At 57.1% G+C, this 20,894-nt stretch carries 28 protein-coding genes, 1 tRNA gene and 2 pseudogenes; 17 read left to right on the top strand and 14 right to left on the bottom strand.

From position 1 onward, the window contains the following. Positions 1–177 precede the first annotated feature (177 nt). The 5 genes and pseudogenes from HUE57_RS04645 (at position 178) to HUE57_RS04625 (ending at position 2,972) form a co-directional block, all read left to right on the top strand. Positions 178–774 carry an ABC transporter ATP-binding protein gene (locus HUE57_RS04645; protein WP_078484131.1) on the top strand — a complete coding sequence of 199 codons (597 nt, stop codon included), beginning with the start codon at positions 178–180 and terminating at the stop codon, positions 772–774. Then, a complete protein-coding gene (locus tag HUE57_RS04640) occupies positions 771–1,577 on the top strand; it encodes an ABC transporter permease (protein WP_078484132.1) in 807 nt (268 codons plus the stop codon). The genes HUE57_RS04645 and HUE57_RS04640 overlap by 4 nt, the downstream gene beginning before the upstream one ends. Beyond that, the gene (locus HUE57_RS04635; protein ID WP_078484133.1) at positions 1,577–2,017 is read left to right on the top strand and encodes a DUF4124 domain-containing protein; all 441 of its coding nucleotides are present in this window, start codon (positions 1,577–1,579) and stop codon (positions 2,015–2,017) included. The genes HUE57_RS04640 and HUE57_RS04635 overlap by 1 nt, the downstream gene beginning before the upstream one ends. Positions 2,018–2,030: 13 nt before the next feature. Then, positions 2,031–2,483 carry a DUF4124 domain-containing protein gene (locus HUE57_RS04630; protein ID WP_078484134.1) on the top strand — a complete coding sequence of 151 codons (453 nt, stop codon included), beginning with the start codon at positions 2,031–2,033 and terminating at the stop codon, positions 2,481–2,483. A 213-nt stretch (positions 2,484–2,696) separates the two neighbouring features. After that, positions 2,697–2,972, top strand: a pseudogene (locus tag HUE57_RS04625) (cupin domain-containing protein). Between the two features lie 2 nt (positions 2,973–2,974). Here the strand turns inward: HUE57_RS04625 and HUE57_RS04620 are convergent. The 3 genes from HUE57_RS04620 to glnK form a co-directional block, all read right to left on the bottom strand. After that, positions 2,975–4,072, bottom strand: a complete 1,098-nt coding sequence (locus tag HUE57_RS04620; protein ID WP_078484135.1) for a PilT/PilU family type 4a pilus ATPase — start codon at positions 4,070–4,072, stop codon at positions 2,975–2,977. Positions 4,073–4,277: 205 nt separating this feature from the next. Continuing rightward, entirely contained in the window at positions 4,278–5,525 is a 1,248-nt protein-coding gene (locus tag HUE57_RS04615; protein ID WP_078484136.1) for an ammonium transporter, read from the bottom strand. Between the two features lie 25 nt (positions 5,526–5,550). Further along, positions 5,551–5,889: a P-II family nitrogen regulator gene (gene glnK, locus HUE57_RS04610; protein ID WP_078484137.1), complete on the bottom strand. Its 339-nt coding sequence runs from the start codon at positions 5,887–5,889 to the stop codon at positions 5,551–5,553. A 338-nt stretch (positions 5,890–6,227) separates the two neighbouring features. On the opposite strand from glnK, the gene HUE57_RS04605 reads away from it, so the two are divergent. Next, positions 6,228–6,491 (top strand): accessory factor UbiK family protein, encoded by a 264-nt coding sequence (locus HUE57_RS04605; protein WP_078484147.1) that lies wholly within the window; start codon positions 6,228–6,230, stop codon positions 6,489–6,491. A gap of 176 nt (positions 6,492–6,667) precedes the next feature. Here HUE57_RS04605 and HUE57_RS04600 read toward each other — a convergent pair whose 3' ends face one another. After that, positions 6,668–6,862, bottom strand: coding sequence for a hypothetical protein (locus tag HUE57_RS04600; RefSeq protein WP_135622293.1), 195 nt, complete (start codon positions 6,860–6,862; stop codon positions 6,668–6,670). 10 nt (positions 6,863–6,872) lie between these two features. Between HUE57_RS04600 and HUE57_RS04595 the strand changes: the two genes are divergently transcribed. The 9 genes from HUE57_RS04595 to HUE57_RS04555 all read left to right on the top strand — a co-directional run bounded on the left by HUE57_RS04595 (position 6,873) and on the right by HUE57_RS04555 (position 14,518). Next, a complete protein-coding gene (locus HUE57_RS04595) occupies positions 6,873–7,079 on the top strand; it encodes a hypothetical protein (protein WP_174672807.1) in 207 nt (68 codons plus the stop codon). Beyond that, positions 7,037–7,393 (top strand): hypothetical protein, encoded by a 357-nt coding sequence (locus HUE57_RS04590; protein ID WP_174672806.1) that lies wholly within the window; start codon positions 7,037–7,039, stop codon positions 7,391–7,393. Before HUE57_RS04595 ends, HUE57_RS04590 begins: the two co-directional genes overlap by 43 nt. 38 nt (positions 7,394–7,431) lie before the next feature. Further along, positions 7,432–8,055 carry a GGDEF domain-containing protein gene (locus HUE57_RS04585; RefSeq protein ID WP_174672805.1) on the top strand — a complete coding sequence of 208 codons (624 nt, stop codon included), beginning with the start codon at positions 7,432–7,434 and terminating at the stop codon, positions 8,053–8,055. Between the two features lie 178 nt (positions 8,056–8,233). Beyond that, positions 8,234–9,076 carry a glycosyltransferase family 2 protein gene (locus HUE57_RS04580; RefSeq protein WP_078484139.1) on the top strand — a complete coding sequence of 281 codons (843 nt, stop codon included), beginning with the start codon at positions 8,234–8,236 and terminating at the stop codon, positions 9,074–9,076. Between the two features lie 281 nt (positions 9,077–9,357). Further along, the gene (locus tag HUE57_RS04575) at positions 9,358–10,863 is read left to right on the top strand and encodes a YifB family Mg chelatase-like AAA ATPase (protein WP_078484142.1); all 1,506 of its coding nucleotides are present in this window, start codon (positions 9,358–9,360) and stop codon (positions 10,861–10,863) included. Positions 10,864–10,896: 33 nt separating this feature from the next. Further along, complete coding sequence (locus HUE57_RS04570) at positions 10,897–11,568, top strand: transglycosylase SLT domain-containing protein (RefSeq protein WP_135622295.1); 672 nt, start codon at positions 10,897–10,899, stop codon at positions 11,566–11,568. Between the two features lie 9 nt (positions 11,569–11,577). Further along, the gene (locus HUE57_RS04565) at positions 11,578–11,907 is read left to right on the top strand and encodes a YqcC family protein (RefSeq protein WP_078484144.1); all 330 of its coding nucleotides are present in this window, start codon (positions 11,578–11,580) and stop codon (positions 11,905–11,907) included. A 74-nt stretch (positions 11,908–11,981) separates the two neighbouring features. Then, the gene (rep, locus tag HUE57_RS04560; RefSeq protein ID WP_078484145.1) at positions 11,982–13,988 is read left to right on the top strand and encodes a DNA helicase Rep; all 2,007 of its coding nucleotides are present in this window, start codon (positions 11,982–11,984) and stop codon (positions 13,986–13,988) included. Between the two features lie 149 nt (positions 13,989–14,137). Continuing rightward, complete coding sequence (locus HUE57_RS04555; protein WP_174672804.1) at positions 14,138–14,518, top strand: hypothetical protein; 381 nt, start codon at positions 14,138–14,140, stop codon at positions 14,516–14,518. Here HUE57_RS04555 and HUE57_RS04550 read toward each other — a convergent pair. Next, on the bottom strand, positions 14,478–14,960 hold the full coding sequence (locus HUE57_RS04550; RefSeq protein WP_236725716.1) for a c-type cytochrome: 483 nt from the start codon (positions 14,958–14,960) through the stop codon (positions 14,478–14,480). The genes HUE57_RS04555 and HUE57_RS04550 overlap by 41 nt on opposite strands. A 202-nt stretch (positions 14,961–15,162) precedes the next feature. Between HUE57_RS04550 and HUE57_RS04545 the strand changes: the two genes are divergently transcribed. After that, positions 15,163–15,239: transfer RNA gene (locus tag HUE57_RS04545), tRNA-Arg, on the top strand. A gap of 199 nt (positions 15,240–15,438) precedes the next feature. Here HUE57_RS04545 and HUE57_RS04540 read toward each other — a convergent pair. Beyond that, positions 15,439–15,972 carry a hypothetical protein gene (locus HUE57_RS04540; protein WP_174672803.1) on the bottom strand — a complete coding sequence of 178 codons (534 nt, stop codon included), beginning with the start codon at positions 15,970–15,972 and terminating at the stop codon, positions 15,439–15,441. A gap of 451 nt (positions 15,973–16,423) precedes the next feature. After that, positions 16,424–16,894, bottom strand: coding sequence for a hypothetical protein (locus tag HUE57_RS04535; RefSeq protein WP_174672802.1), 471 nt, complete (start codon positions 16,892–16,894; stop codon positions 16,424–16,426). A 128-nt stretch (positions 16,895–17,022) separates the two neighbouring features. On the opposite strand from HUE57_RS04535, the gene HUE57_RS04530 reads away from it, so the two are divergent. Next, positions 17,023–17,184, top strand: a complete 162-nt coding sequence (locus HUE57_RS04530; protein ID WP_174672801.1) for a hypothetical protein — start codon at positions 17,023–17,025, stop codon at positions 17,182–17,184. 35 nt (positions 17,185–17,219) lie between these two features. Here the strand turns inward: HUE57_RS04530 and HUE57_RS19565 are convergent, their stop codons facing one another. The 7 genes and pseudogenes from HUE57_RS19565 to HUE57_RS04505 form a co-directional block, all read right to left on the bottom strand. Then, positions 17,220–17,360 carry a hypothetical protein gene (locus tag HUE57_RS19565; RefSeq protein ID WP_272902016.1) on the bottom strand — a complete coding sequence of 47 codons (141 nt, stop codon included), beginning with the start codon at positions 17,358–17,360 and terminating at the stop codon, positions 17,220–17,222. Continuing rightward, positions 17,293–17,691 (bottom strand): annotated as a pseudogene (locus tag HUE57_RS18985) (GGDEF domain-containing protein); the annotation flags it as partial. The gene HUE57_RS19565 and the pseudogene HUE57_RS18985, both read right to left, overlap by 68 nt. Then, complete coding sequence (locus HUE57_RS18980) at positions 17,634–17,888, bottom strand: hypothetical protein (protein WP_236860684.1); 255 nt, start codon at positions 17,886–17,888, stop codon at positions 17,634–17,636. The pseudogene HUE57_RS18985 and the gene HUE57_RS18980, both read right to left, overlap by 58 nt. 119 nt (positions 17,889–18,007) lie before the next feature. Further along, positions 18,008–19,567 carry a GAF domain-containing protein gene (locus HUE57_RS04520; protein WP_174672800.1) on the bottom strand — a complete coding sequence of 520 codons (1,560 nt, stop codon included), beginning with the start codon at positions 19,565–19,567 and terminating at the stop codon, positions 18,008–18,010. After that, positions 19,528–19,764, bottom strand: a complete 237-nt coding sequence (locus HUE57_RS04515; RefSeq protein ID WP_174672799.1) for a hypothetical protein — start codon at positions 19,762–19,764, stop codon at positions 19,528–19,530. The genes HUE57_RS04520 and HUE57_RS04515 overlap by 40 nt, the downstream gene beginning before the upstream one ends. A gap of 144 nt (positions 19,765–19,908) precedes the next feature. Continuing rightward, on the bottom strand, positions 19,909–20,388 hold the full coding sequence (locus HUE57_RS04510) for a hypothetical protein (protein ID WP_174672798.1): 480 nt from the start codon (positions 20,386–20,388) through the stop codon (positions 19,909–19,911). After that, the gene (locus HUE57_RS04505) at positions 20,345–20,887 is read right to left on the bottom strand and encodes a hypothetical protein (protein WP_174672797.1); all 543 of its coding nucleotides are present in this window, start codon (positions 20,885–20,887) and stop codon (positions 20,345–20,347) included. The genes HUE57_RS04510 and HUE57_RS04505 overlap by 44 nt, the downstream gene beginning before the upstream one ends. Between the last annotated feature and the right edge of the window lie 7 nt (positions 20,888–20,894).

The following is a 20,894-nucleotide window of genomic DNA, read 5'->3' as shown; positions in this document are numbered from 1 at the left end:
AGTAGCAGTAGCTGCCGGGCTCAAGCTCTACATCAAAGGGTGTCTGCTTGGCGATATACGGTTCTGGAATCACACAACGCCATCCGGCTTTATGGGCGCTGATACCAAATCAGTTTAGATTGAAAGAGATACCGCCAGACACCCATCAGGTGCGCGGTTAAGAGGGTAGATAGGGCGTTGTCCAAACTTCATCTCGATGCGCTGCAGACGCATCACGTCGGCCCCATTTCACTTGAGTTGGCAGCAGGTAGCACGCTGGCACTTTCAGGTGCTTCAGGGGCTGGTAAATCGTTGTTATTACGGGCAATTGCCGATATCGATCCTCACCAGGGCACGATGCTTCTCGACGGTGCAAGCGCTCAGAGTTTCACTGCACCCGAATGGCGTCGGCGGGTAACGCTGCTACCGGCCGAGAGCCAGTGGTGGTTTGAACGGGTAGGCGACCATTTTAGTGACGCTGATGAGGCCGGTTTTTCCGCACTTGGGCTCACACTAGAGGCGCTCGACTGGCAGGTAAGCCGCTGCTCTACCGGTGAACGACAGAGACTCTCAATCCTTCGCACCCTGGCCAATCGTCCCTCGGTGCTGCTGCTTGATGAACCGACTGCCTCGCTCGATCAGGAGAATATCGAACGGGTTGAGGCACTGATCACGGCATACCGAGAGACAACCGGGGCAGCTTTGATCTGGGTCAGCCACGACCCACATCAGATTGAACGTGTTGCTGATCGTCACCTCCGTTTTGAAGCGGGCACTCTGGTAGAGGCGGCATGAACATTATCTCGTTAACACCGTTTGATCTGGCACTGGCGGCACTGCTGGTGCTGCTACTCGCCTTTATCTCCAGCAAAATGGCGCTCGATATCGCACCACGGCTATTGATCGCCGCCCTCAGGACCACGCTGCAACTGGCGCTTATCGGCGTGGTACTAAAGGCACTGTTCGCGAATGTAAATCTACTCTGGATCGCGCTAATCGCCTCCGCAATGCTGATCATGGCGGGGCGTGAGGTCGGTGCCCGCCAGCACCGCCGATTTGTCGGTTGGTGGGGTTACGGCGTCGGTACCCTGTCGATGTTTATTTCGTCTTTCTCGGTCACCCTACTGGCACTGACGGTCATTATCGGCAACGACCCCTGGTATCAGCCACAGTACGCCATCCCGCTCCTCGGCATGCTGCTGGGCAATACCATGAACGGTATTTCGCTCGGCATGGACCGTCTCACCACTGATGCCTGGCGACAACGCGCGGTGATTGAGTCGCGCCTGATGCTCGGTGAGTCGTGGTGTGATGCCATTGCCACCATCCGCCGCGATGCCCTACGCGTCGGCATGATCCCGATGATCAATGCGATGGCTGCGGCCGGTGTGGTCAGTCTTCCAGGCATGATGACGGGCCAGATTCTGGCCGGTGCACCACCCATGGAAGCGGTTAAATACCAGATACTTATTATGTTTTTGATCACAGCGGGCACAGGATTTGGTACATTGACGGCTGTTTGGCTCGGCGCGAGACGGCTTTTCGATGATCGCCACCGTCTGCGTCTGGAGCGTTTGACCCACAAGGAGGAGCATTAATGATGCGTAGCATGCTGTTGATTGCGGCCCTGATTGATTCGATGAGTGTGAGTGCGGAGATGCACCGCTGGACCGATGCCGATGGCAACATCCACTATAGTGACCGCCCAAAAGATGAGATCCCCGAACAGGTTGTCGGCCGCGAGGATCGCCTCAAGGCAGAGACTGCAGCACGCGCTGCGAAGCAGCGTCGCAAGGCGGCTGATGAGGCTCGTCAGTTGGCGCGGATAGAGCGTGAATTTCAGGCACGTAACAATGTTGCCAGCAGCGCCACACTCGCCTCCTGTGATGAGGCTCGCCAGGTCCTACACACCTATAAAACCGCTGGTCTGCTCTATACCGACGCCACCGATGGCGGCTTCCGCGTAATGAGGCTCAAGGAGCGCCAGGATCTGGTCAAAGAGCTGAGTCACGACATCAAGACCTACTGCAGCAGCTGATTCATTCACTCTCATGATGAAACATTCGCCACTCATACCACTACTGCTTCTGGTTAGCTCGACGAGCCTTGCAGCTGGCATCTACAAGTGGACCGATGAGCAGGGCAACGTTCACTATGGCGAACGGCCACAGGGTAGTGCGCAGGAGATGAAGATCGAGACACCTCGCACACCCACAACCGCACCCGGCAATAACGTTGATCAACAGCAGATGCAGCAGCGATTACTCAGGTCGATGGAGGCGGATCGGCACGAACGTGAAGCGAAACGGCGTGAAGCCGAAAAACTGCGCGCCGAACGTCGCGCCGAGTGCAAAGAGGCAGAGCGGTTATTACAGGAGTATCGCGACGCCGGACATCTGTTTGAGCCCGACGGCAAGGGTGGCAAGCGCATCCTCAGCACTGAGGAGCGCGAGCAGGCAACCGCCGATCTGGAAAAGAGCATCCAGAAAAACTGTAACGGTTAGCCAGTGACACCCAGCGTCGCTTCATGAATTCTGGCTGTGCCAGTGCTGATCGGTGGATCGCTTCGTTGTAATACTCGATCTCAAACACCCCGGTGTGCAGTAGCTCTTTACAAAACTCACGCTGCCCTCCCTGCTTACACGCCACGATCCCACACCAACACACCGATGGATTGACCGGCTATACCTATCTATAAAATGAATGGAGTTAGTTTGATGAGAGAGATCGAAGTTGTACACAATCCAGACCAGACGAGCCTGGATGTACTTGGCGCTATGCAGTGGCCAATCTGGAGCAAGTAAGCCTCATCTTTTCCCTGGAGCTACGATGCGGAGGAGCAGTGCTACATCCTCGAGGGCGATGTGATCGTTACTCCCGATGGCGGCGAGCCTGTACATATCGGCAAAGGGGATCTGGTCACTTTCCCAGCGGGTATGTCGTGCCATTGGGAGATCAAGGCTGATATCCACAAACACTACACCTTCAAATAGCGCTAGATAGAGATACCACCCAACGCTGAATCATCCCCCCCCGAACCGGCAAGATTCATCTTCAGCGCCAGATCGGTACGGGAATCTGCATACTTGAGTGCCTCCTCCTTGGAGATTTTCCCCTTCGTAAACAGGTTGTAGAGCGACTGATCGAAGGTGTGCATACCGCGTGCAATCCCCCCCTCCATCGCCTCCTTGATCATGTGAAGTTCACCATTGCGGATTAACTCCCGAACATGCGATGAGTTGAGCAGCACCTCAGTAGCGACCACCCGTTTGCCATCAGACCCGGGCACCAGCCGTTGCGAGATGATAGCGCGCAGATTGAGCGAGAGATCCATCAATACCTGTCGTGTCGCACTCTCAGGGAAGAAGTTGATGATACGGTCTATCGCCTGATTGGCGTTGGCGGCGTGTAAGGAGGAGAGACAGAGGTGACCCGTCTCAGCATAGGCTATCGCCTGCTGCATCGTCTCCTGCTTCCGAATCTCGCCGATCATCACCACATCGGGCGCCTCACGCATCGCATTCTGCAACGCACTCTCATAGGAGAGGGTATCGAAGCCAACCTCACGTTGGTCAACGATCGACTTACGGTGACCATGCATATACTCGAGTGGGTCTTCGATGGTGACAATATGGCTGGCGGTATTGCGGTTGCGGTGATCCAGCATGCTCGCCATGGTGGTCGACTTACCCGAACCGGTGGTACCCACCACCAGCACGAGGCCACGCTGCAAAGTGATGATCTCCTCCAGCATTGAGGGCAGTCCGAGATCGGCAATACTGGGAATCTCACTGACCAGATAACGCGCCACCATCGTCACCTCGCCCCGTTGGCGGTAGACGTTGACTCGAAACCGACCAATATCGGGCAGAGAAATGGCTAGATTCGCCTCCAGTGTCTCTTCAAAATCCTTGATCTGATCACCACTCATTACCGAGTAGGCGAGATCTTTGACCGCATCGGGTTTCTGCGGCTCTTCTCTGACCGGCACCAGCTTGCCCTCTATCTTGAAATGAGCAGGTGCACCCACGCTGAGGAAGAGATCGGAAGCCTTCTGCTCCACCATCATTTTTAGGTAGGGGGTTATATCCATAGTGATCGTCTCTGTGGCATCTTTTTATAGTGTTGTTTAGCAGTGAGGATAGCGACCGAATGTAACCTTGTCATTAAACCGTCTATAGCGGCCTCCTGGCTCGAAGTCAGGCAGGGTTAATAATTCACTTCCAAACTTTTCGATCAGACATAAAAAAGGGGTGCCATCCCTGGCACCCCGCTTCTCGCTCTTTCTGAAAAGCTGCTTACTTGTTGGTGAACTCCGGGTAGGCTTCCATACCGCACTCGGTCTGGTCGACGCCCTCGTACTCCTCTTCCTCGGTGACGCGGATACCCATCACCGCCTTGATCACCATCCAGGTGATGAAGCTGGCAGCGAAGGTCCATGCCAGGATCACACCCAGGCCGGTCAGCTGTCCAACGAAGGTTGCATCGGCATTGGAGAGGGTGACTGCGAGCAGACCCCACATACCGACCACACCGTGGACAGAGATCGCACCGACTGGATCATCGATACGCAGCTTGTCTAGGGTGATAACCGAGAGCACAACCACCACACCACCGATGGCACCAATAATGGTCGCCAGCAGCGGGGTAGGAGCCAGAGGTTCAGCAGTGATCGCAACCAGACCGGCCAGAGCACCATTGAGCACCATGGTCAGGTCGGTCTTACCGAAGAGGATGCGTGCAACCATCATCGCTGCCACCAGGCCACCAGCAGCGGCCATATTGGTATTAACAAAGACCAGTGCAACCGCGTTGGCCTCACCGACATCGGAGACCTTCAGCTCAGAACCACCGTTGAAGCCGAACCAACCCATCCAGAGGATGAACATACCGAGGGTTGCCAGCGGCATGTTGGCACCAGGGATCGCGTGAACCTCACCGTTTGGACCGTACTTGCCCTTACGAGCACCGAGTAGCAGAACACCGGCCAGTGCTGCAGCAGCACCACACATGTGGACCACACCCGAACCTGCGAAGTCCTGGAATCCGAGACCGTCGAGGAAACCACCGCCCCACTTCCAGTAACCCTGCATTGGGTAGATGAAACCGGTCATCACAACCGCAAAGGCGAGGAATGACCAGAGCTTCATACGCTCAGCCACCGCACCCGAGACGATCGACATCGCAGTTGCAACAAACACAACCTGGAAGAAGAAGTCGGACATGTCTGAGTAGTAAGGCGCACCATCACCACCAGCCAGAACAGACTCAACCGAGTTGTCACCACCGATCAGGAAGCTGATACCAGGAAACCAGCTGTTAACAGCCTCAGCGGGATACATGATGTTGTAACCCATCACCATGTACATGATGCAGGCAATGGCAAACAGCGCCACGTTTTTGGTCAGAATTTCAGCCGTGTTCTTGGAACGAACAAGACCCGCTTCGAGCATGGCAAAACCCGCTGCCATCCACATTACCAGTACGCCAGACACTAGGAAGTAAAAGGTGTCCAGGGCGTAATTTGTCTGAAGTATTGCTTCCACTTTATTAACCCTCCAATGAGCTCAATTACAGTGCGTCCGGGCCGGACTCGCCGGTACGAATGCGGATCGCCTGATCCAGGCCATAGACAAAAATCTTTCCATCACCGATCTTGCCGGTGTTGGCGGCGTTACGGATCGACTCGATCACCTGATCAACGAGATCTGCCTTAACCGCTACCTCAACCTTTACCTTGGGTAGAAAATCGACGACATACTCAGCACCACGATAGAGCTCGGTGTGTCCCTTCTGACGGCCAAAACCCTTTACTTCCGTGACGGTGACACCCTGCACACCGATCTCGGAGAGGGCCTCACGCACGTCATCCAGCTTGAACGGCTTGACGATTGCAGTGACTAACTTCATTTGGTTATCTCCTTCTTACTTCAGGCCCGGCCCGTTCGGCTCGGGTGTTATTTTTAAAACGGTTGGGGTGGCTGCGCCGCCCATCTGCTGTTCATGACAGACCACAACGCATCTCTGTCCACCATTGCAGTGCGTTATTGCACGCAGCGTGCCACCATCGTTTTATTCTTTAATAACAGCCAGATATGAATGATTAAGCACTTATAGGCACTATCTGGATGCACCAGAGATAGCCGTTTCCTGGTGAAGCGCACTAATTTAGTGCGCTATTGCAGTGCAGAACAGCGTGTGAAAATCGTCTAGAATCGGTGCGAAGCAATCCGAGCAAGGAAAAGAGTGTGATCGACCCCAAAATAGTTGACGATCTGGCGCGTCGTGCCGCCGAGGCGGCCCCCGCAGGCATGGGTGAACTGCAGAAGGATCTAGAGAAGAATCTGCGAGCCGGGCTCAGCGGCCTCTTCTCCAGACTCGAGCTGGTGAGTCGTGAGGAGTTTGATATCCAGAGCGCGGTGCTGGCACGCACCCGCAGTAAGCTCGATGCCCTTGAGAAACAGCTGGCCGAGCTTGAAGACTCTCTCAGGGACAAGAGCAAACCATCTTAAGCTGATTCAACCTTCACTCAGCGTAGCTGTAGCAAGGCTAATTTTAGCTACTTGCAACAGCAAGCTATGCTAGGTATGAGACCGATCATAGCTTGGACATCCATTACATAGAGTCCGCATGCCCCATGTTTGACCCACTCACACTGCTAGCCGTTCTGGCACTGACCCACCTGCTCTCAACCTCCTCTCTGGCAGTGGTCTGGTACGTCAACCGGACCATCCCCGGCATCAAAGAGTGGACCATCGGACGCCTGCTGGTCACCCTTGCCATCGTCGCATTCGCACTGCGTGCCTCTGTCTCGCTTCCCCTCTCGGTAGTGATCGGCAACACACTGATGGCCGTCGGTTTCTACGTAATGCTGATGGGCCATCCGCCGCTTTATGGGGCGCAAGCCCTTCAAAATAGCTCCCTTTGCTGCACTGCTACTGATCTACTCGGGGAGTCGCTATTTTGCGAAAGCATGTTTTGGGCATCCAAGCCCAAGCAAACAGCAAAAACTTAACGCGACCATTTATGCCTACGGCGCCCCGACGTCCTGCGTACGTTGCGTAATCACCTCTTCGCGGCTCTACACAACTCCTCAGTGACTCTACGCCGACATAAAGCCGCTGCTGCATCTTCTTCGTCGTCCGCTCGCGCTCTCAACTACGAATATGCAGACGGCGTCGACTATCGCGGACTAACCGCCTTCGCTTCGCTATCCATGGCGGTCAGCGGTCGCCTTCATGGGCTATTACTCAACCGCCGAAATCAACTTGACTGCCCGCACCATCGGCACATCACTAATCACCTTGCTCTACAGCCTGTTGGCCGCCTGGTCGCTCTGGCCGAGAGTTCGCGACGTCGTGACCATCTCCTGCCGACTGATGGCCTACATCTTTATCTTCCACGCCCTGTTTAATCTGCTGCGTATCGGCCTGGCCATTTCCGGACAGGTAGGTGAAAGCTTTTGAACCTTCCTTCACCAACCAGATCACCCTGTTTGAGGCAATCGCGATCTCCATCCTTACCGCGATGGCCTATATCACCATGACCACCGAACACCTGCAGAACGACCTGCGTCGTCAGGCGCAGATCGATCCGCTGACCGGTTGTTATAACCGTCGCGCCTTCTACGCCATCGCTGACCACTCACTCTCACGCAGCAAACGCGACCGTGAGATCACCTCCTTCATCATGCTCGATCTCGATCACTTCAAGGCGATCAATGACACCCACGGCCACCTCACAGGTGATGAGGTACTGAAACATGTTGTCGATATCGTTGCCGATGTAAAACGCGAGCAGGATACCCTGTCGCGCTACGGCGGCGAGGAGTTCATCATCATGCTGCCCAACACACCCAGCCGTGAGGCTGCAGCTGTCGCCGAACGTATCCGCCGCAGCGTGGAGCAGTCACCCGTCGAGATCGATGGCATCACCATCAAGAGCACCATCAGTCTCGGTATTGCTGCAACCGACCTGGAAAACATCGACAATAGCAATGTCGGCACCCTGATCAGCAAGGCCGATCGTGCTCTGTACAATGCCAAGAAGCGAGGTCGTAACCGTGTCGAGCAGTAAGTGAATTAGGTTTCGATATTTGATCAAGTAATAAATATCTGAATTAAATTCATCACAACTGAAGATCTACTTATTTATTTAGTTACATTTAATCGAAGAGTTAGTTCTGCAGAGAGAGTCCGAGCAGCCGATCTCACACTACCTAGCAGTTACTAGAGCCATACTGTACATCCTCTCAATGAAGTCCAATATCAAAACCAACATCATCATCACCTGTAAAGGGCGACTGGCGCATCTTAAACGGTCTCTACCACTAGCTGCCGCACAGGAGATGAGCCACTGCATCGTCGTCGACTACTCATGCCCCGATAACTCAGGCAACTGGGTTGAAGAGTACTTCCCAGAGATTACGGTTGTACGCGTTCCAAACCAGCCACACTTCAATCTTTCAGCAGCGCGTAATATAGGTGCAAATAACGCCACCGCACCCTGGCTCTTTTTCATAGATGCAGACATCCTGTTGCCCACCCACGCTATAGCCACGATTCACAACAAAATCGAGTCTGGATTCGCCTATCGTCCGGAGTCTAGTGGTAAAAATCGCGATAAAAGCGGTTGCGTTCTCGTAGAACGCACGGACTTCACACGCATCGATGGCTATGACGACGTTATTCAAGGATGGGGAGCCGAAGATTCAGATTTCTATTGGCGACTGGAAGAGAGCGGTTCACCCATTCTGCCTCTACCACTTAAGGGTATCGAAACAATTGCACATGATGATAGGGAGAGAATGAGGCATCACTCTGTCGACAACAAAAAGACCAGCAGCCAAATCAACAGAAGCTACTTTCAAATAAAACGCAGTATTACAAACATTAACAAAGCGGCACTATCGAAGCTGACCAGAAGCGACCTATACGCCTTAATAGAGGCTGCGATTTTACACAACGGCAACACCACCTCAATTAGCTTTGACAGCACACAGGTTAGAGGCCTGCTGACCGATAAAAAACTAACTTATAAAATCCAAAACCAATCAAAACAGTCGTTTGTAAAACGCATTCAGCAGCACTTCACCTAACTCACTCGCACCCTTTATATCTGATTCACATACGCGCCTGCATCGTACATAAAAGAGGACTCATTCAGCCTCTGCATGACCTCAATCGATAAGGAGAGTATTGATAGCGGCACCCTCGGCGAGCTGATCAACCAGGCCGACAGCTCCTCTACAACACCATGAAGTACGTTTCTAATCGCATCAGAGCGACTACCACTCGGTGGTTTCCATCAGCCGAGCTACACCTGCCGTGCACCACGGACTGAATCAGGAGTCGGCAAGAAGCCGATAGGGACGGAACCATGTCACTCGCCATCGTACACTCGCGCGCCCAGGTCGGCGTTGAAGCCCCCGAAGTCACCATTGAGGTTCACCTCTCCAACGGCCTCCCCTCCCTCTCGATTGTCGGCCTACCCGAGGCGGCGGTTAAAGAGAGTAAGGATCGTGTGCGCGGTGCGCTGCTCAACAGCCAGTTCGAATTCCCCGCTCGTCGTATCACCATCAACCTCGCCCCCGCCGATCTTCCCAAAGAGGGGGGGCGCTTCGACCTGCCGATCGCCATCGGCATTTTGGTCGCCTCGGGGCAACTAAGTAGTGATCTGATTGAGCAGTATGAGTTTGCCGGTGAGCTAGCACTTTCAGGTGCGCTACGTCCCGTACCAGGCCTGCTGCCAATGGCGCAGGCCGCCAGCCGTACCGGACGCAAACTGATCGTACCGATTGAGAACGGTGAGGAGGCGGCACTGGCCAGTGAGGCCGAGATCTACGCCAGCGATCATCTGCTCAGCGTCTGCAACCACCTTGATGGTGGCCTGCCACTAGCCCGCGTAACACCCGATCTGAGCGATCGCTATCAGGAGCAGAGCGCTGATCTCTCGGAGGTAATCGGTCAACACCACGCCAAACGGGCGCTTGAGATTGCCGCCGCCGGAAATCACAGTATCTTGATGATTGGCCCTCCAGGTACCGGCAAGACGATGCTCGCCAGCCGCCTGCCCAGCATCCTGCCGCTGATGAGCGAAACGGAAGCGCTCGAAGCCGCCTCAATCCGCTCTATCAGTCATCACAAGCTCAATCTGAACAACTGGCGCCAACGCACCCTACGCTCACCCCACCACACCGCCTCGGGGGTGGCGCTGGTGGGTGGTGGCAGCCATCCGCGCCCCGGTGAGATCTCACTCGCCCACCACGGGGTGCTGTTTCTTGATGAGCTGCCGGAGTTCGATCGCAAGGTGCTGGAGGTACTGCGCGAGCCATTTGAGTCGGGACAGATCACCATCTCACGGGCTGCGCGACAGGCGGAGTTCCCGGCACGTTTCCAGCTCATCGCTGCGATGAATCCCTGCCCCTGCGGCTATCTGGGGCATTACAACGGTCGCTGCCACTGCTCCACCGAGCAGGTCGCACGCTATCGTGCACGAATCTCCGGACCGCTGCTCGACCGCATCGATCTGCACATCGAAGTCCCCGCCCTGCCGCGCGGTGAGCTGGGGCGTGATCACTCCGAGCAGCGTGAGACGAGCCGAGAGGTACGGGCAAGAGTCGAACAGGCACGCGAGCGGCAACTGACACGCAACGGCAAGAGCAACAACCAACTCGATAACCGCGCCATCAACAAACACTGTCGGCTCAACAGCGATGACCGCCAGCTGCTCGATACCGCCATCGACCATCTCGGTCTCTCCGCCCGTGCTTACCACCGCATTCTCAAGGTAGCGCGAACTGTTGCCGACCTGGAGGGGAGCGATCAGATCGCCACCCACCACCTCAGTGAGGCGATTGGCTATCGCAAGCTCGATCGACGCTAACGACTCTCGCCATTAGCATACTGGCCGCTTGAAATGAGCGACAGTTCGGTTACATTGCCCACCATGAAAGATCTCCACTCCCACAGCCGCACAATAGGTCACCTGCTCGCACGACTGCTTCTGCCGCTGCTCGCCCTCTCTGCATTCAGCATTCAGGCCGATATCTACAAATACACCGACAAAGATGGTGTGGTCACCTATAGCAGTCTCAAACCGATGGGGCTCACCTACGAGGAGCTGATTCCGAGCTGCCTGATGTCCTACATCGGTTGCGACATGGCCAACTCCGACTGGCGCAAGGTGGCACTCAATACCGAGGCATTCAAGGATCTGGTGGCCAAGGCAGCCAAGCGCCACAACGTTGATGCCGCATTGGTACGTGCCGTAATCCACGCCGAATCGGCCTTCAATCGCAAGGCGGTTTCACGCGCTGGGGCCAAGGGGCTGATGCAGCTGATGCCGACCACTGCCCGCTATCTCGGTGTCGGCAATCCCTTCAATGCGGCGCAGAACATCGACGGTGGCGCGAAGTATCTCAGCGAACTGCTGGGCCGCTTCGGCAATCAGAAGCTGGCGATCGCCGCCTACAATGCTGGTCCAACGGCGGTGACTCGCTACAACGGCATTCCACCTTATAAAGAGACCAAGAACTACGTCAAACGAGTCTCGACCCTGCTCAAGCGCTACCGCAGCGTTATCAACTAGCCCTCTGCGATGGAGAAGGTTGAATACCAGATTGCCGATCTACTGCTCGCCATCGAGACGGAGATGCGCCGTCTGGCGCTGTGGGGTGAGCAGCCACCGGAGCCTGAGCGGCTCGAGAGCCTGGTCCCTTTCTGCCACGACACACTCGAATTCCACCAGTGGCTACAGTGGGTCTTTCTGCCGCAGATGAAGCGGCTCCTCGAGAACGGTCAAACTCTGCCCACTGAGTGTGATATCTATCCACTGGCTGAGTACAGCTTCAATCAGCAGCCAACCGATGCCGCCCAACTACTGACCCTGATTCTCAACTTCGACCGGCTGATCAGTCGTAATAACTAAATATGCTCTGATTAATTCTGCTCAGAATGGGACGCGAGACTGCTACAATCGCCTCCCCACGACGAAGTTGACCCATGGCGCACAAACTCAATCCACATCAGAAGGCAGCGGTGCTGCACACCGACTCCCCCCTGCTGGTTCTGGCTGGGGCCGGTAGTGGCAAGACGGGTGTGATCACCCACAAGATCGTGCACCTGGTGCGCAACGAGGCGATCCAGGCACGCCACATCGCCGCCGTTACCTTCACCAACAAGGCCGCGCGCGAGATGAAGAGCCGCGTCAGCTCGATGATGCAGAGCGAAGAGACCCGCGGCCTGCGCGTCTCCACCTTCCACAATCTCGGCCTCAACATCCTGCGCCGCGACCACAAGGCGCTCGGCTACAAATCGGGTTTCTCGATCTTCGACGCTCAGGATAGCGCCGCGCTGATCCGCGAGCTGGGGCGCAAGGAGCACGACGCTACCGAGCAGATCGACGCCTTTCAGTGGCGCATCTCCGACTGGAAGAACGCCATGGTCCACCCCGACCACGCCCTCTCCCACGCCGCCGATGAGCAGGAGGCGGCCTGTGCGCGGCTCTACGCCCTCTACAACCGCCACCTCAAGGCCTACAACGCACTCGATTTCGATGATCTGATCCTGCAGCCGGTGCGGCTATTCCAGGAACACCCCGAGGTGCTGCAGGCGTGGCGCGAGCGCATCCGCTATCTGCTGGTCGACGAGTATCAGGACACCAACGCCTGCCAGTACGACCTGGTGAAACTGTTAGTAGGCGATCGAGGCACCCTGACCGTGGTTGGCGATGACGATCAGTCGATCTACGCCTGGCGTGGCGCCCGCCCCGAGAACCTCGCCCAGCTGCAGGAGGACTTCCCCACCCTCAAGGTAATCAAACTGGAACAGAACTACCGCTCGATGGGCCGCATCCTCAAAGCAGCCAACGAGCTAATCGCCAACAATCCACACCTCTTCGACAAGAGTCTCTGGAGCGATCGCGGTTACGGCGATCCAATTCGCGTGCTGCGCACCAAGGATGCCGATAACGAGGCGCAGCGTGTTGTCTCCGAGATCCTGCACCACAAGTTCATCCACAAAACGCGCGACAGTGACTTCGCCATCCTCTATCGCAGCAACCATCAGGCACGGCTGTTCGAGCAGATACTGCGCGAGCACCGCATCCCCTACCACCTCAGCGGCGGCACCTCCTTTTTTGAGCGTAGCGAGATCAAGGATCTGCTCAGCTATCTGCGCCTACTTGCCAATCCCGATGACGATGCCGCCTTCCTGCGCATCGTCAACACGCCGCGACGCGAGATCGGTGCCTCCACCCTGGAGAAACTCGGCGCCTACGCCAACAGCCGTGAGCGCAGTCTCTTCGCCGCAAGCTTTGAGATCGGTCTGGAGGAGACACTCAAGGGGCGAGGTCTCAACAATCTGCGCACCTTCACCGAGTGGCTCACCAATCTATCCGACCGTGTGCAGCGTGAGGAACCGGTCGAGGTGGTCAAGGATCTGATCCGTGACATCAACTACGAGGCGTGGCTGCAGGAGACCTCCGCCTCGGTCGAGGCGGCAGAACGGCGGATAAAGAACGTCGATTCGCTACTCGACTGGCTAAAACGGATGCGTGAGGATCAGGGTCCGAACGAGGGGTTAGCGGAGATGGTCAGCCAGATCACCCTGCTCGATATTCTCGACCGACAGGATGAGGAGGATGGCGGCGACCGTGTCAGCCTGATGACCCTGCACACCGCCAAGGGGCTCGAGTTTCCGCACGTCTTTCTGGTCGGCGTTGAGGAGGAGATCCTGCCACACCGCAACAGCCTTGAGGATGATGCGATCGAGGAGGAACGCCGCCTCGCCTACGTCGGCGTGACCCGTGCACAGAAGACACTCACCATCACCTTCGCCGCCAAGCGCCGTCGCTATGGCGAGGTGATCATCTGTCAGCCGAGTCGCTTTATCGAAGAGCTGCCACAGGATGATCTGCAGTGGGAGGGGCGAGGTGAAGAGCGTCCACCCGAAGAGCGCAAGCAGCGTGGACGGGCGCATATTGCCAATCTGCGTGGAATGCTCGATTAACGTAGGGTGGGTGTCGCTTCGCTCGACCCACCCTACACGCTTTTACACGTCGCTCTCACACCCACGCTGACCGAAACTCAGCCATATTCTCAACGGGTCGATAGCTTGCTCCCGGCGCTATCGACACGCCTACATCCTTGTAGGCGTCCATGAACACGAAAAGGCCGGGAGTCGCTATTTTTGCGAAAGTTTGTTTTGGGCATCCAAGCCCAAGCAAACAGCAAAACTTAACGCGACCGTTTATGCCTTCGGCGCCCCGACCGTCCTGCGTACGTTGCGTAATCACCTCTTCGCGGCTCTACACAACTCCCTCAGTGACTCTACGCCGACATAAAGCCGCTGCTGCATCTTCTTCGTCGTCCGCTCGCGCTCTCAACTACGAATATGCAGACGGCGTCGACTATCGGGGACTAACCGCCCTCACTTCGCTCTCCATGGCGGTCAGCGGCTGCCGAGGCAGCCCTTTTTCATCACGTTTGAAGACTCTGTTTACTTGGAGTTTTCAACCATATGCTGAACAGCCGCCTTAACCGCCTCATCACTCAGGCCTGGGTTACCACCCTTGGCCGGCATGAAGCCAGCAGCGCCGTTGTAGCCGTTGATCGCGTGATCAAACAGTACCGCCTCGCCCTGTGCGATACGGGCAGACCATGCAGCTGCGTCACCCACCTTGGGAGCACCAGCAACGCCGGTACCGTGACAGGCTACACAGGTGGTGTTGTAGGTCTTGCCACCATCAACTGGACCGGCATCGGCAACAGGAGCGGGCGCAGGTGCTGCCGCCGCGATCGGAGCACCGGTATTAACCATACCAACAGGCGCGATACGCTCTTCCAGTGTTGAAGCGGCGCTGCTACCAGGAACGGCCAGCAGGCTGCCCATCATCTTAGAAATCAACACAACCACAACAAACAGCACGATGAAAATAATCGCGCTCATGACAAAACTCTTGCTCTCGCTCTCAGTGCTCACAACCATAACTCCAGAAATACATAGAAAAATTTGAGCGGCGATTATAGCCCCAAGGACCAAAACATGAAAATCGGTCTAAATGGGACGATTCATAGACTAGGTTCAGGAGTCAGGGTATCCTTTGCTGCGCTGTAACGATCCAGATGAGGTTAGCCCCGGCCACCTATATATAAGAATCGTCCACAGGCTCCACCCACACCACGCGCCCGTAGCTCAGCTGGATAGAGTATCGGCTTCCGACGCCGACGGTCAGAGGTTCGAATCCTCTCGGGCGCGCCATATAAAAAAGCCCTCCACATGGAGGGCTTTTTATATGGTTAGCCTGAAAGCCCGATGAGAACCTCCGTTCGACAAATCGGCAGGATTGCCGATCTGGACGCACAACGTGCGCCCGAAGGGTGAGGGCCAGGGATGGCCCGAATCAATCCTTTCTCAATAGCCCAAAGCCCTCTGCTGACGAGCGCTCTCCTTGAGTCCGTCACTCTTTTAAAAAGCTAACCTTCAGGGCGTGACCGACCAGGGTGAAGGTCGGCTCTATCCCCTCAATGGTGTTGCCACTGAACTGCTCTGCTGTGAAGTTGGAGAGGTTGGCACTGGTGAGAATTGTGTAGGGTGAATTAAAGGCAAAACCTCCTCCATCACTCTTCCAGAAAGAGAAGTTCGCCTGAGATGAGTGGAGCGTCAGATCCTCAGAGAGCTTGAGCATGGTCATGTTGGTTCCCAGCTGGGTGACAATGATGCCGCCGCTCATTTCGAGCGCACCGAGAGTCACGCTACCCGTATGGTCACCAATATCGAGCTCACCGTTGCCAAAGAGCTGAACCCTGGCGCTACCACCCAGTGCCTCATCGTAGAAGACGATACGCCCACCATCACCGCCATTGCTTCCACCATAGGCGATCAAAGTGGCACTCCCCGCACTCGATGTGCCCGAGAATACCGTATAGCCACCGGCCGTTTTCGCTGCGTAACCACCGAGGTTAATGAGTGTGGCATTGGCCGCTGTCGGCACGCCACCCGGTTCGCTGCTGCCGCTATCCTTGCCGGTAAAGACCGCGAATTCCGTGAAACCTGCAGCGGCTCCCCTTTACCCCGGGATGATTCCAGATAGTGGCGTTACCGGCATCTGGAGAGTAGTCATGCTCGTTTGGAAGAGATCGAGAAGATTGAATGACCAGCCGTCAATTTGCTCTCAAGTGTGCTGCCGTAGTTGACGATGGTGGCATTTGCCGCCGTCGGCCAACCATATTTGGCACTGAATTCGAGGTGCCCCCTCCACCCTGCTCATCCTCACGGGCGCCGTAGTTGAAGTAGGAGCCGTGGCCAGCGGATGCCCCTGCCTGTTCTGCATATCAGGCCAGTTGTTGTTGAAGCTGGTGACACCACCATATCCACCGGCGGCCTTGGCGGCATGGTTGTAGAAGTGGCCATGTGCGCCGTCGGCTGTGGCATCGAATGCAACATCACCGCCGTTGGCCTTGCTGTGTGTTCCACCCCGTTGTTGAAGATACCGTAGGCGGCGGTTGAGTTTCCGTAGAACTGAGTATTACCGCCATCACCACCGAGACCGTGCCACCAACATTGGTGAATGTGGCGTTCTTCGCTGTCGCTGTGTCGTGGAAGACGACGTTACCGAAGGTGTCACCGTCGCTGCCGAGGGTGCCGTAGATGGAGAAGCGGGCGGTGCCTGCCGAGGCTGAGTTGGAGAAGCTGATCTCACCGCCGACGGTACTCCCCTTCGGCGGTGCGCCCGCGCCGGTCCACGCCTTAAACGAGGCAGAGCCCGCCGTCGCCTTGTCGCAGAAACTGATGACGCCCCCGTAGCCCTGCTGCGTCTCTGGACCGGCGCAGTAGTAGTTATCACCACCACCCGCAGTCGCGGTGTTGGTGAACATCAACTGCGGATCCTCGCGGCCTTTGGTAGTGGCGGCCACGATGAAGCTCTGCTGTCTTCTGGATTGATTACTGACCCCTCACCGCTAATCGTCAACGCCGGCGTGGTGGAGGTGCCGAAGGTGAAGGTGTACGAGGTCGCACCATCGACAAACTCGATCTCCTCACCGTGGCGTTGCCCGTTGCTGAAAAGGTGATTGCCGTCTGGGATGAGTCGGCAAAGGTGGCACTCTCCTTCGGCACCCCTGCAGGGTTCCAATTCTCTGCACTGTTCCATTCACCACTTGCCGGTTTACTGCTCCATGTCGATCTGCTCATCTACTCCTCCTGAGTTGTTATTGGTGTGACTGTCATTCCTGAGTGCGGCTACCCATCGGCTGCAATATCAGCTGCCGAGTGGACGCTATTTCGTCCCGTGTGTTTGCCATGGTAGAGCGCGTTATCCGCCTCCTTCAGCAGCGCATCGGCGCCCTCGCTGGAAACGGGTATCGTGGTCGCAACACCCATGCTCACCGTGACCACCGGGCTGCGTTGAGTGTTCGTGTCTGATCGCCAGCTCTTCGACTGTCTGGCGCAGCTTCTCAGCCATCAGCACGGCACCCTCATTGTCTGTGTTGGGCAGGATGATCATGAACTCCTCGCCGCCATAACGCGCCACCATGTCGCCCGGTCGCAGCAGCTGGTCGTGCAGTGCGCCCGCCACCGCCACCAGGCAGTCATCCCCGGCCTGATGGCCGTAGTTGTCGTTGAAGAGCTTGAAGTGGTCGACATCGAGCATGATCACCGAGAGCAGCTGGCGCTCGCGCCGTGAACGCACCCAGCTCTCCGCCAGATAGGCATCGCCGCGTCGCCGATTAGCAACACCGGTGAGACCGTCACGGTCTGCAAGGTCCTGTAGCTCCTGGTTGAGCTGCTCAGTTGCGCGGTCCGTTCAGCCACTCGCTCCTCCAGGGTGTGTGTGTACTCCTGCACCTGCTCGTAGAGGCGCGCATTCTCGATCGCGACCGCCGCCTGTGCCACCAACAGCCGAATCACCTCGACCGCTGACCGCCATGGATAGCGAAGCGAAGGCGGTTAGTCCGCGATAGTCGACGCCGTCTGCCTATTCGTAGTTGAGAGCGCGAGCGGACGACGAAGAAGATGCAGCAGCGGCTTTATGTCGGCGTAGAGTCACTGAGGGAGTTGTGTAGAGCCGCGAAGAGGTGATTACGCAACGTACGCAGGACGGTCGGGGCGCCGCAGGCATAAACGGTCGCGTGAAGTTTTTGCTGTTTGCTTGGGCTTGGATGCCCAAAACAAACTTTCGCAAAATAGCGACCCCCGGCGCGCTTCGGTGAAGACGCCACTGGCGAGATTGTTCTCCATGTAGAGGGCACCCTCGAAACGTTCGCGGCGAATCGGCACGCAGAGCACCGAGGTCGGCCTGTAGCTGAGCATGTAGGGATCCTGTATGAACTGACCTCGCGGGCCGCATCACGCAGCACCACCGCCTCACCACTGTAGAGAACCTGGCTGATGAGGGTGGCGGGCAGTGGCAACCGTCCGCCGTTGGTGTCCGCTACCAATAGATGGGATGGCACATCGACCGTCGAGAGCCCCTCCGCTGGTAGTTTTACCGCCTCCGCCACCAGTTGACCCTCGCGCCGAACCACCAGACAGCCCCACTGGCCACCGGCGTTCTCCAGCAGGATATTCATCGTTCTCTTGAGCAGCCGGTCGAGGAAAATCTCGCCAGAGATCTCGCGTGACGCCTTCATCACCGATGCAAGGTCGAGGTCGACGATCTCACCACCATCAGCGGAGAGTCGGGAGCCACCAACCAGCTCACCCAGCACCGGAAACTCCTGCTCCAGCAGGATAACCTTGCGCTGTGCACCCCAGCGATCGTAGAGGTGGTAGGCACCACGTAGATAGCCTTCTGCCGAGCGCCGACGACCGAGCGCCAACAGCTGGCTCGCCGCCCGCTCACAGGCCATCGCCTCATCGCGCAGGAAACCGCCTCTTCGCCGTATCAATCGCATTGTCGTAGTGCGCCAGCGCCTGTCCTGGGCACCGTCGATTCGCGCCAGCTCCGCCTCCATCAGGTACTGAAGGTGGCGAAAATTCTCTTCACAGTTATCAGCCCAGCGCCGCATGCGGGCCAGATCGTGTTCCAGCCGTTTGTGCGTCGCGGCCTGCTCATCGGCCTCCATCTCAGGGTAGTGGCTCGCCAGGGTGAGAAACGCGACGATGTAGAAACGTACCAGCTGGGGCAGTGACATCGCTGACTTGATCAGCTTGTCCTGTTCGCGCACATGTACAAGGGCACGATCGTAGTTGCCGTAGAGCAGGCAGAGCTCGGCACTGTAGATATGGTAGTTGGCGATACCTGTCATGAACTGGCGCTGGCGCATCCCGGCCAGGCACTGCTCTTCGTCGAACTCATCATCACTCAGCGTGCACGGCGCATCGGTGAGACCGAGCAGGTTGCGCTGCAGTTGCAGGAACAGGGTGCCCGAGTCGAGGAGTCCTGATAGCGCATTCGCGCACGATCTCAGGTTCTCGGCGTGCAGCCGGTGGGCGGTCTCCAGATCGAGGCTCGGATCCCAGATCACGCAGTCCTGAGCGCTATAGGCGAGATAGAGTAGATCGCCCGACTGGTAGCCCGCCTCAATGCCCTTGCGGAACCACGGCGTCAGGCTCGACCAGTGGTTGCTCCAGTGGTGTATAAACATGGCGTAGACGTAGACCACCCGCGCCGCAGGGCGACATCGTCCAGCCGCTCATTAATCGCCAACCCAACCTTGCCATACTGAAAACCGACCGCCGGCTCATCAAGCTCACCGCAGAGCAGCATGCCGTAGGCGGCGTAGGCGAAGGCCGACTCGGGACTGTTGCCGTGACGCAGCGACAGATTGACCGACTTCAGCACCAGATAGGAAAGAGGTTGCCACTGCCGGAGAGGAAAGCGGCGGGGAAGATCTCCATCAGCAGACGCATCGCGGTCAGGGTGGCCGCATCCTCCACCAGCGGTGCATCGACCAGATCGGCAATAGCACGTTCACCGAGATAGTGCTCAACCAGTCGTCGCTCCTCGGCGATATCTTCCGCCGTGGGTGGTCGGTAAACTCCACACCGAGGATGGCCAGCCCTGAATCGCCGCAAGGATCGACTCCTCCATGCGCCCAAGGGTGGCGTACTGCCGGGTGCGGGTGGCGAGGATATCGCTGCGCTCCAGATCGATGTGGGCGTGCCCGAGCAGAATGCCGATCCACTGATCGGCTTCCTCGGCACGCCCGGTAAGGTAACAGCACTGCTGTGTCTCCGCCGCCAGTGCCCGCATCAGCGTCGGTGTCTCCCGCCAGGGATCCTCAGGCAGCTGCTCTGCCGCCACCCGCAGGTACTCCAGCGCCGCATCGTAGGCGGCAGAGCGCTTGGCACGTATACCGGCACGCAGATTCAGTTCAGCGAGTTGCAGCCGCTCCTCAGCGGAGTCGATCAGCGTACGCCCTTCATTGAGGTGACTGACGATATCGATGATCCGATCGTCCGGCACCCGCTCGCCGGTGTGTGCACATCAGGCGGCCCACGGAGAGGTGGACCTCACTCAGTCGTTGGCTATCGATCAGGGCATAGGCCGCCTGCTGCACGCGGTCGTGTTCGAACCGGTAGGCCGGGTTGATTGCCTGCATTTCGGCACACTCATCGACCAGTCGATAGTCGTTATGCAGCGGCAATACGGTGTGCTGTTTAAGTGCCGGTAGCAGTGCCGCTGCCGTCTCATCGACAGGGTGGTCGTAAATCGTCGCGAGTGTCTGCAGGTCGAAGGTACCGCCGATACAGGCAGCAAGTCGTAGCGTCTCCTGTGTCGCGGAGGGTAATCGTCGCAGGTTATCCACCATGAATTCGACGACATCGCTACTCACACCAGACCAGCGGTCCGGATCGAGATCCCAGTGCCACTGCCCGCTGGCCTGATCCGGTGCGATTGCCCCATCCTTATAGAGCTGCCGCAGCAGCTCGTTGGTAAAGAAGGTTGCCCAGCGCCTTCTCATAGAGCAT

It is taken from the genome of Candidatus Reidiella endopervernicosa (assembly GCF_013343005.1).
Lineage (GTDB): Bacteria > Pseudomonadota > Gammaproteobacteria.
Note: the sequence above shows the minus strand (reverse complement) of the source record. Positions and strands in the feature narration are given on the sequence as shown.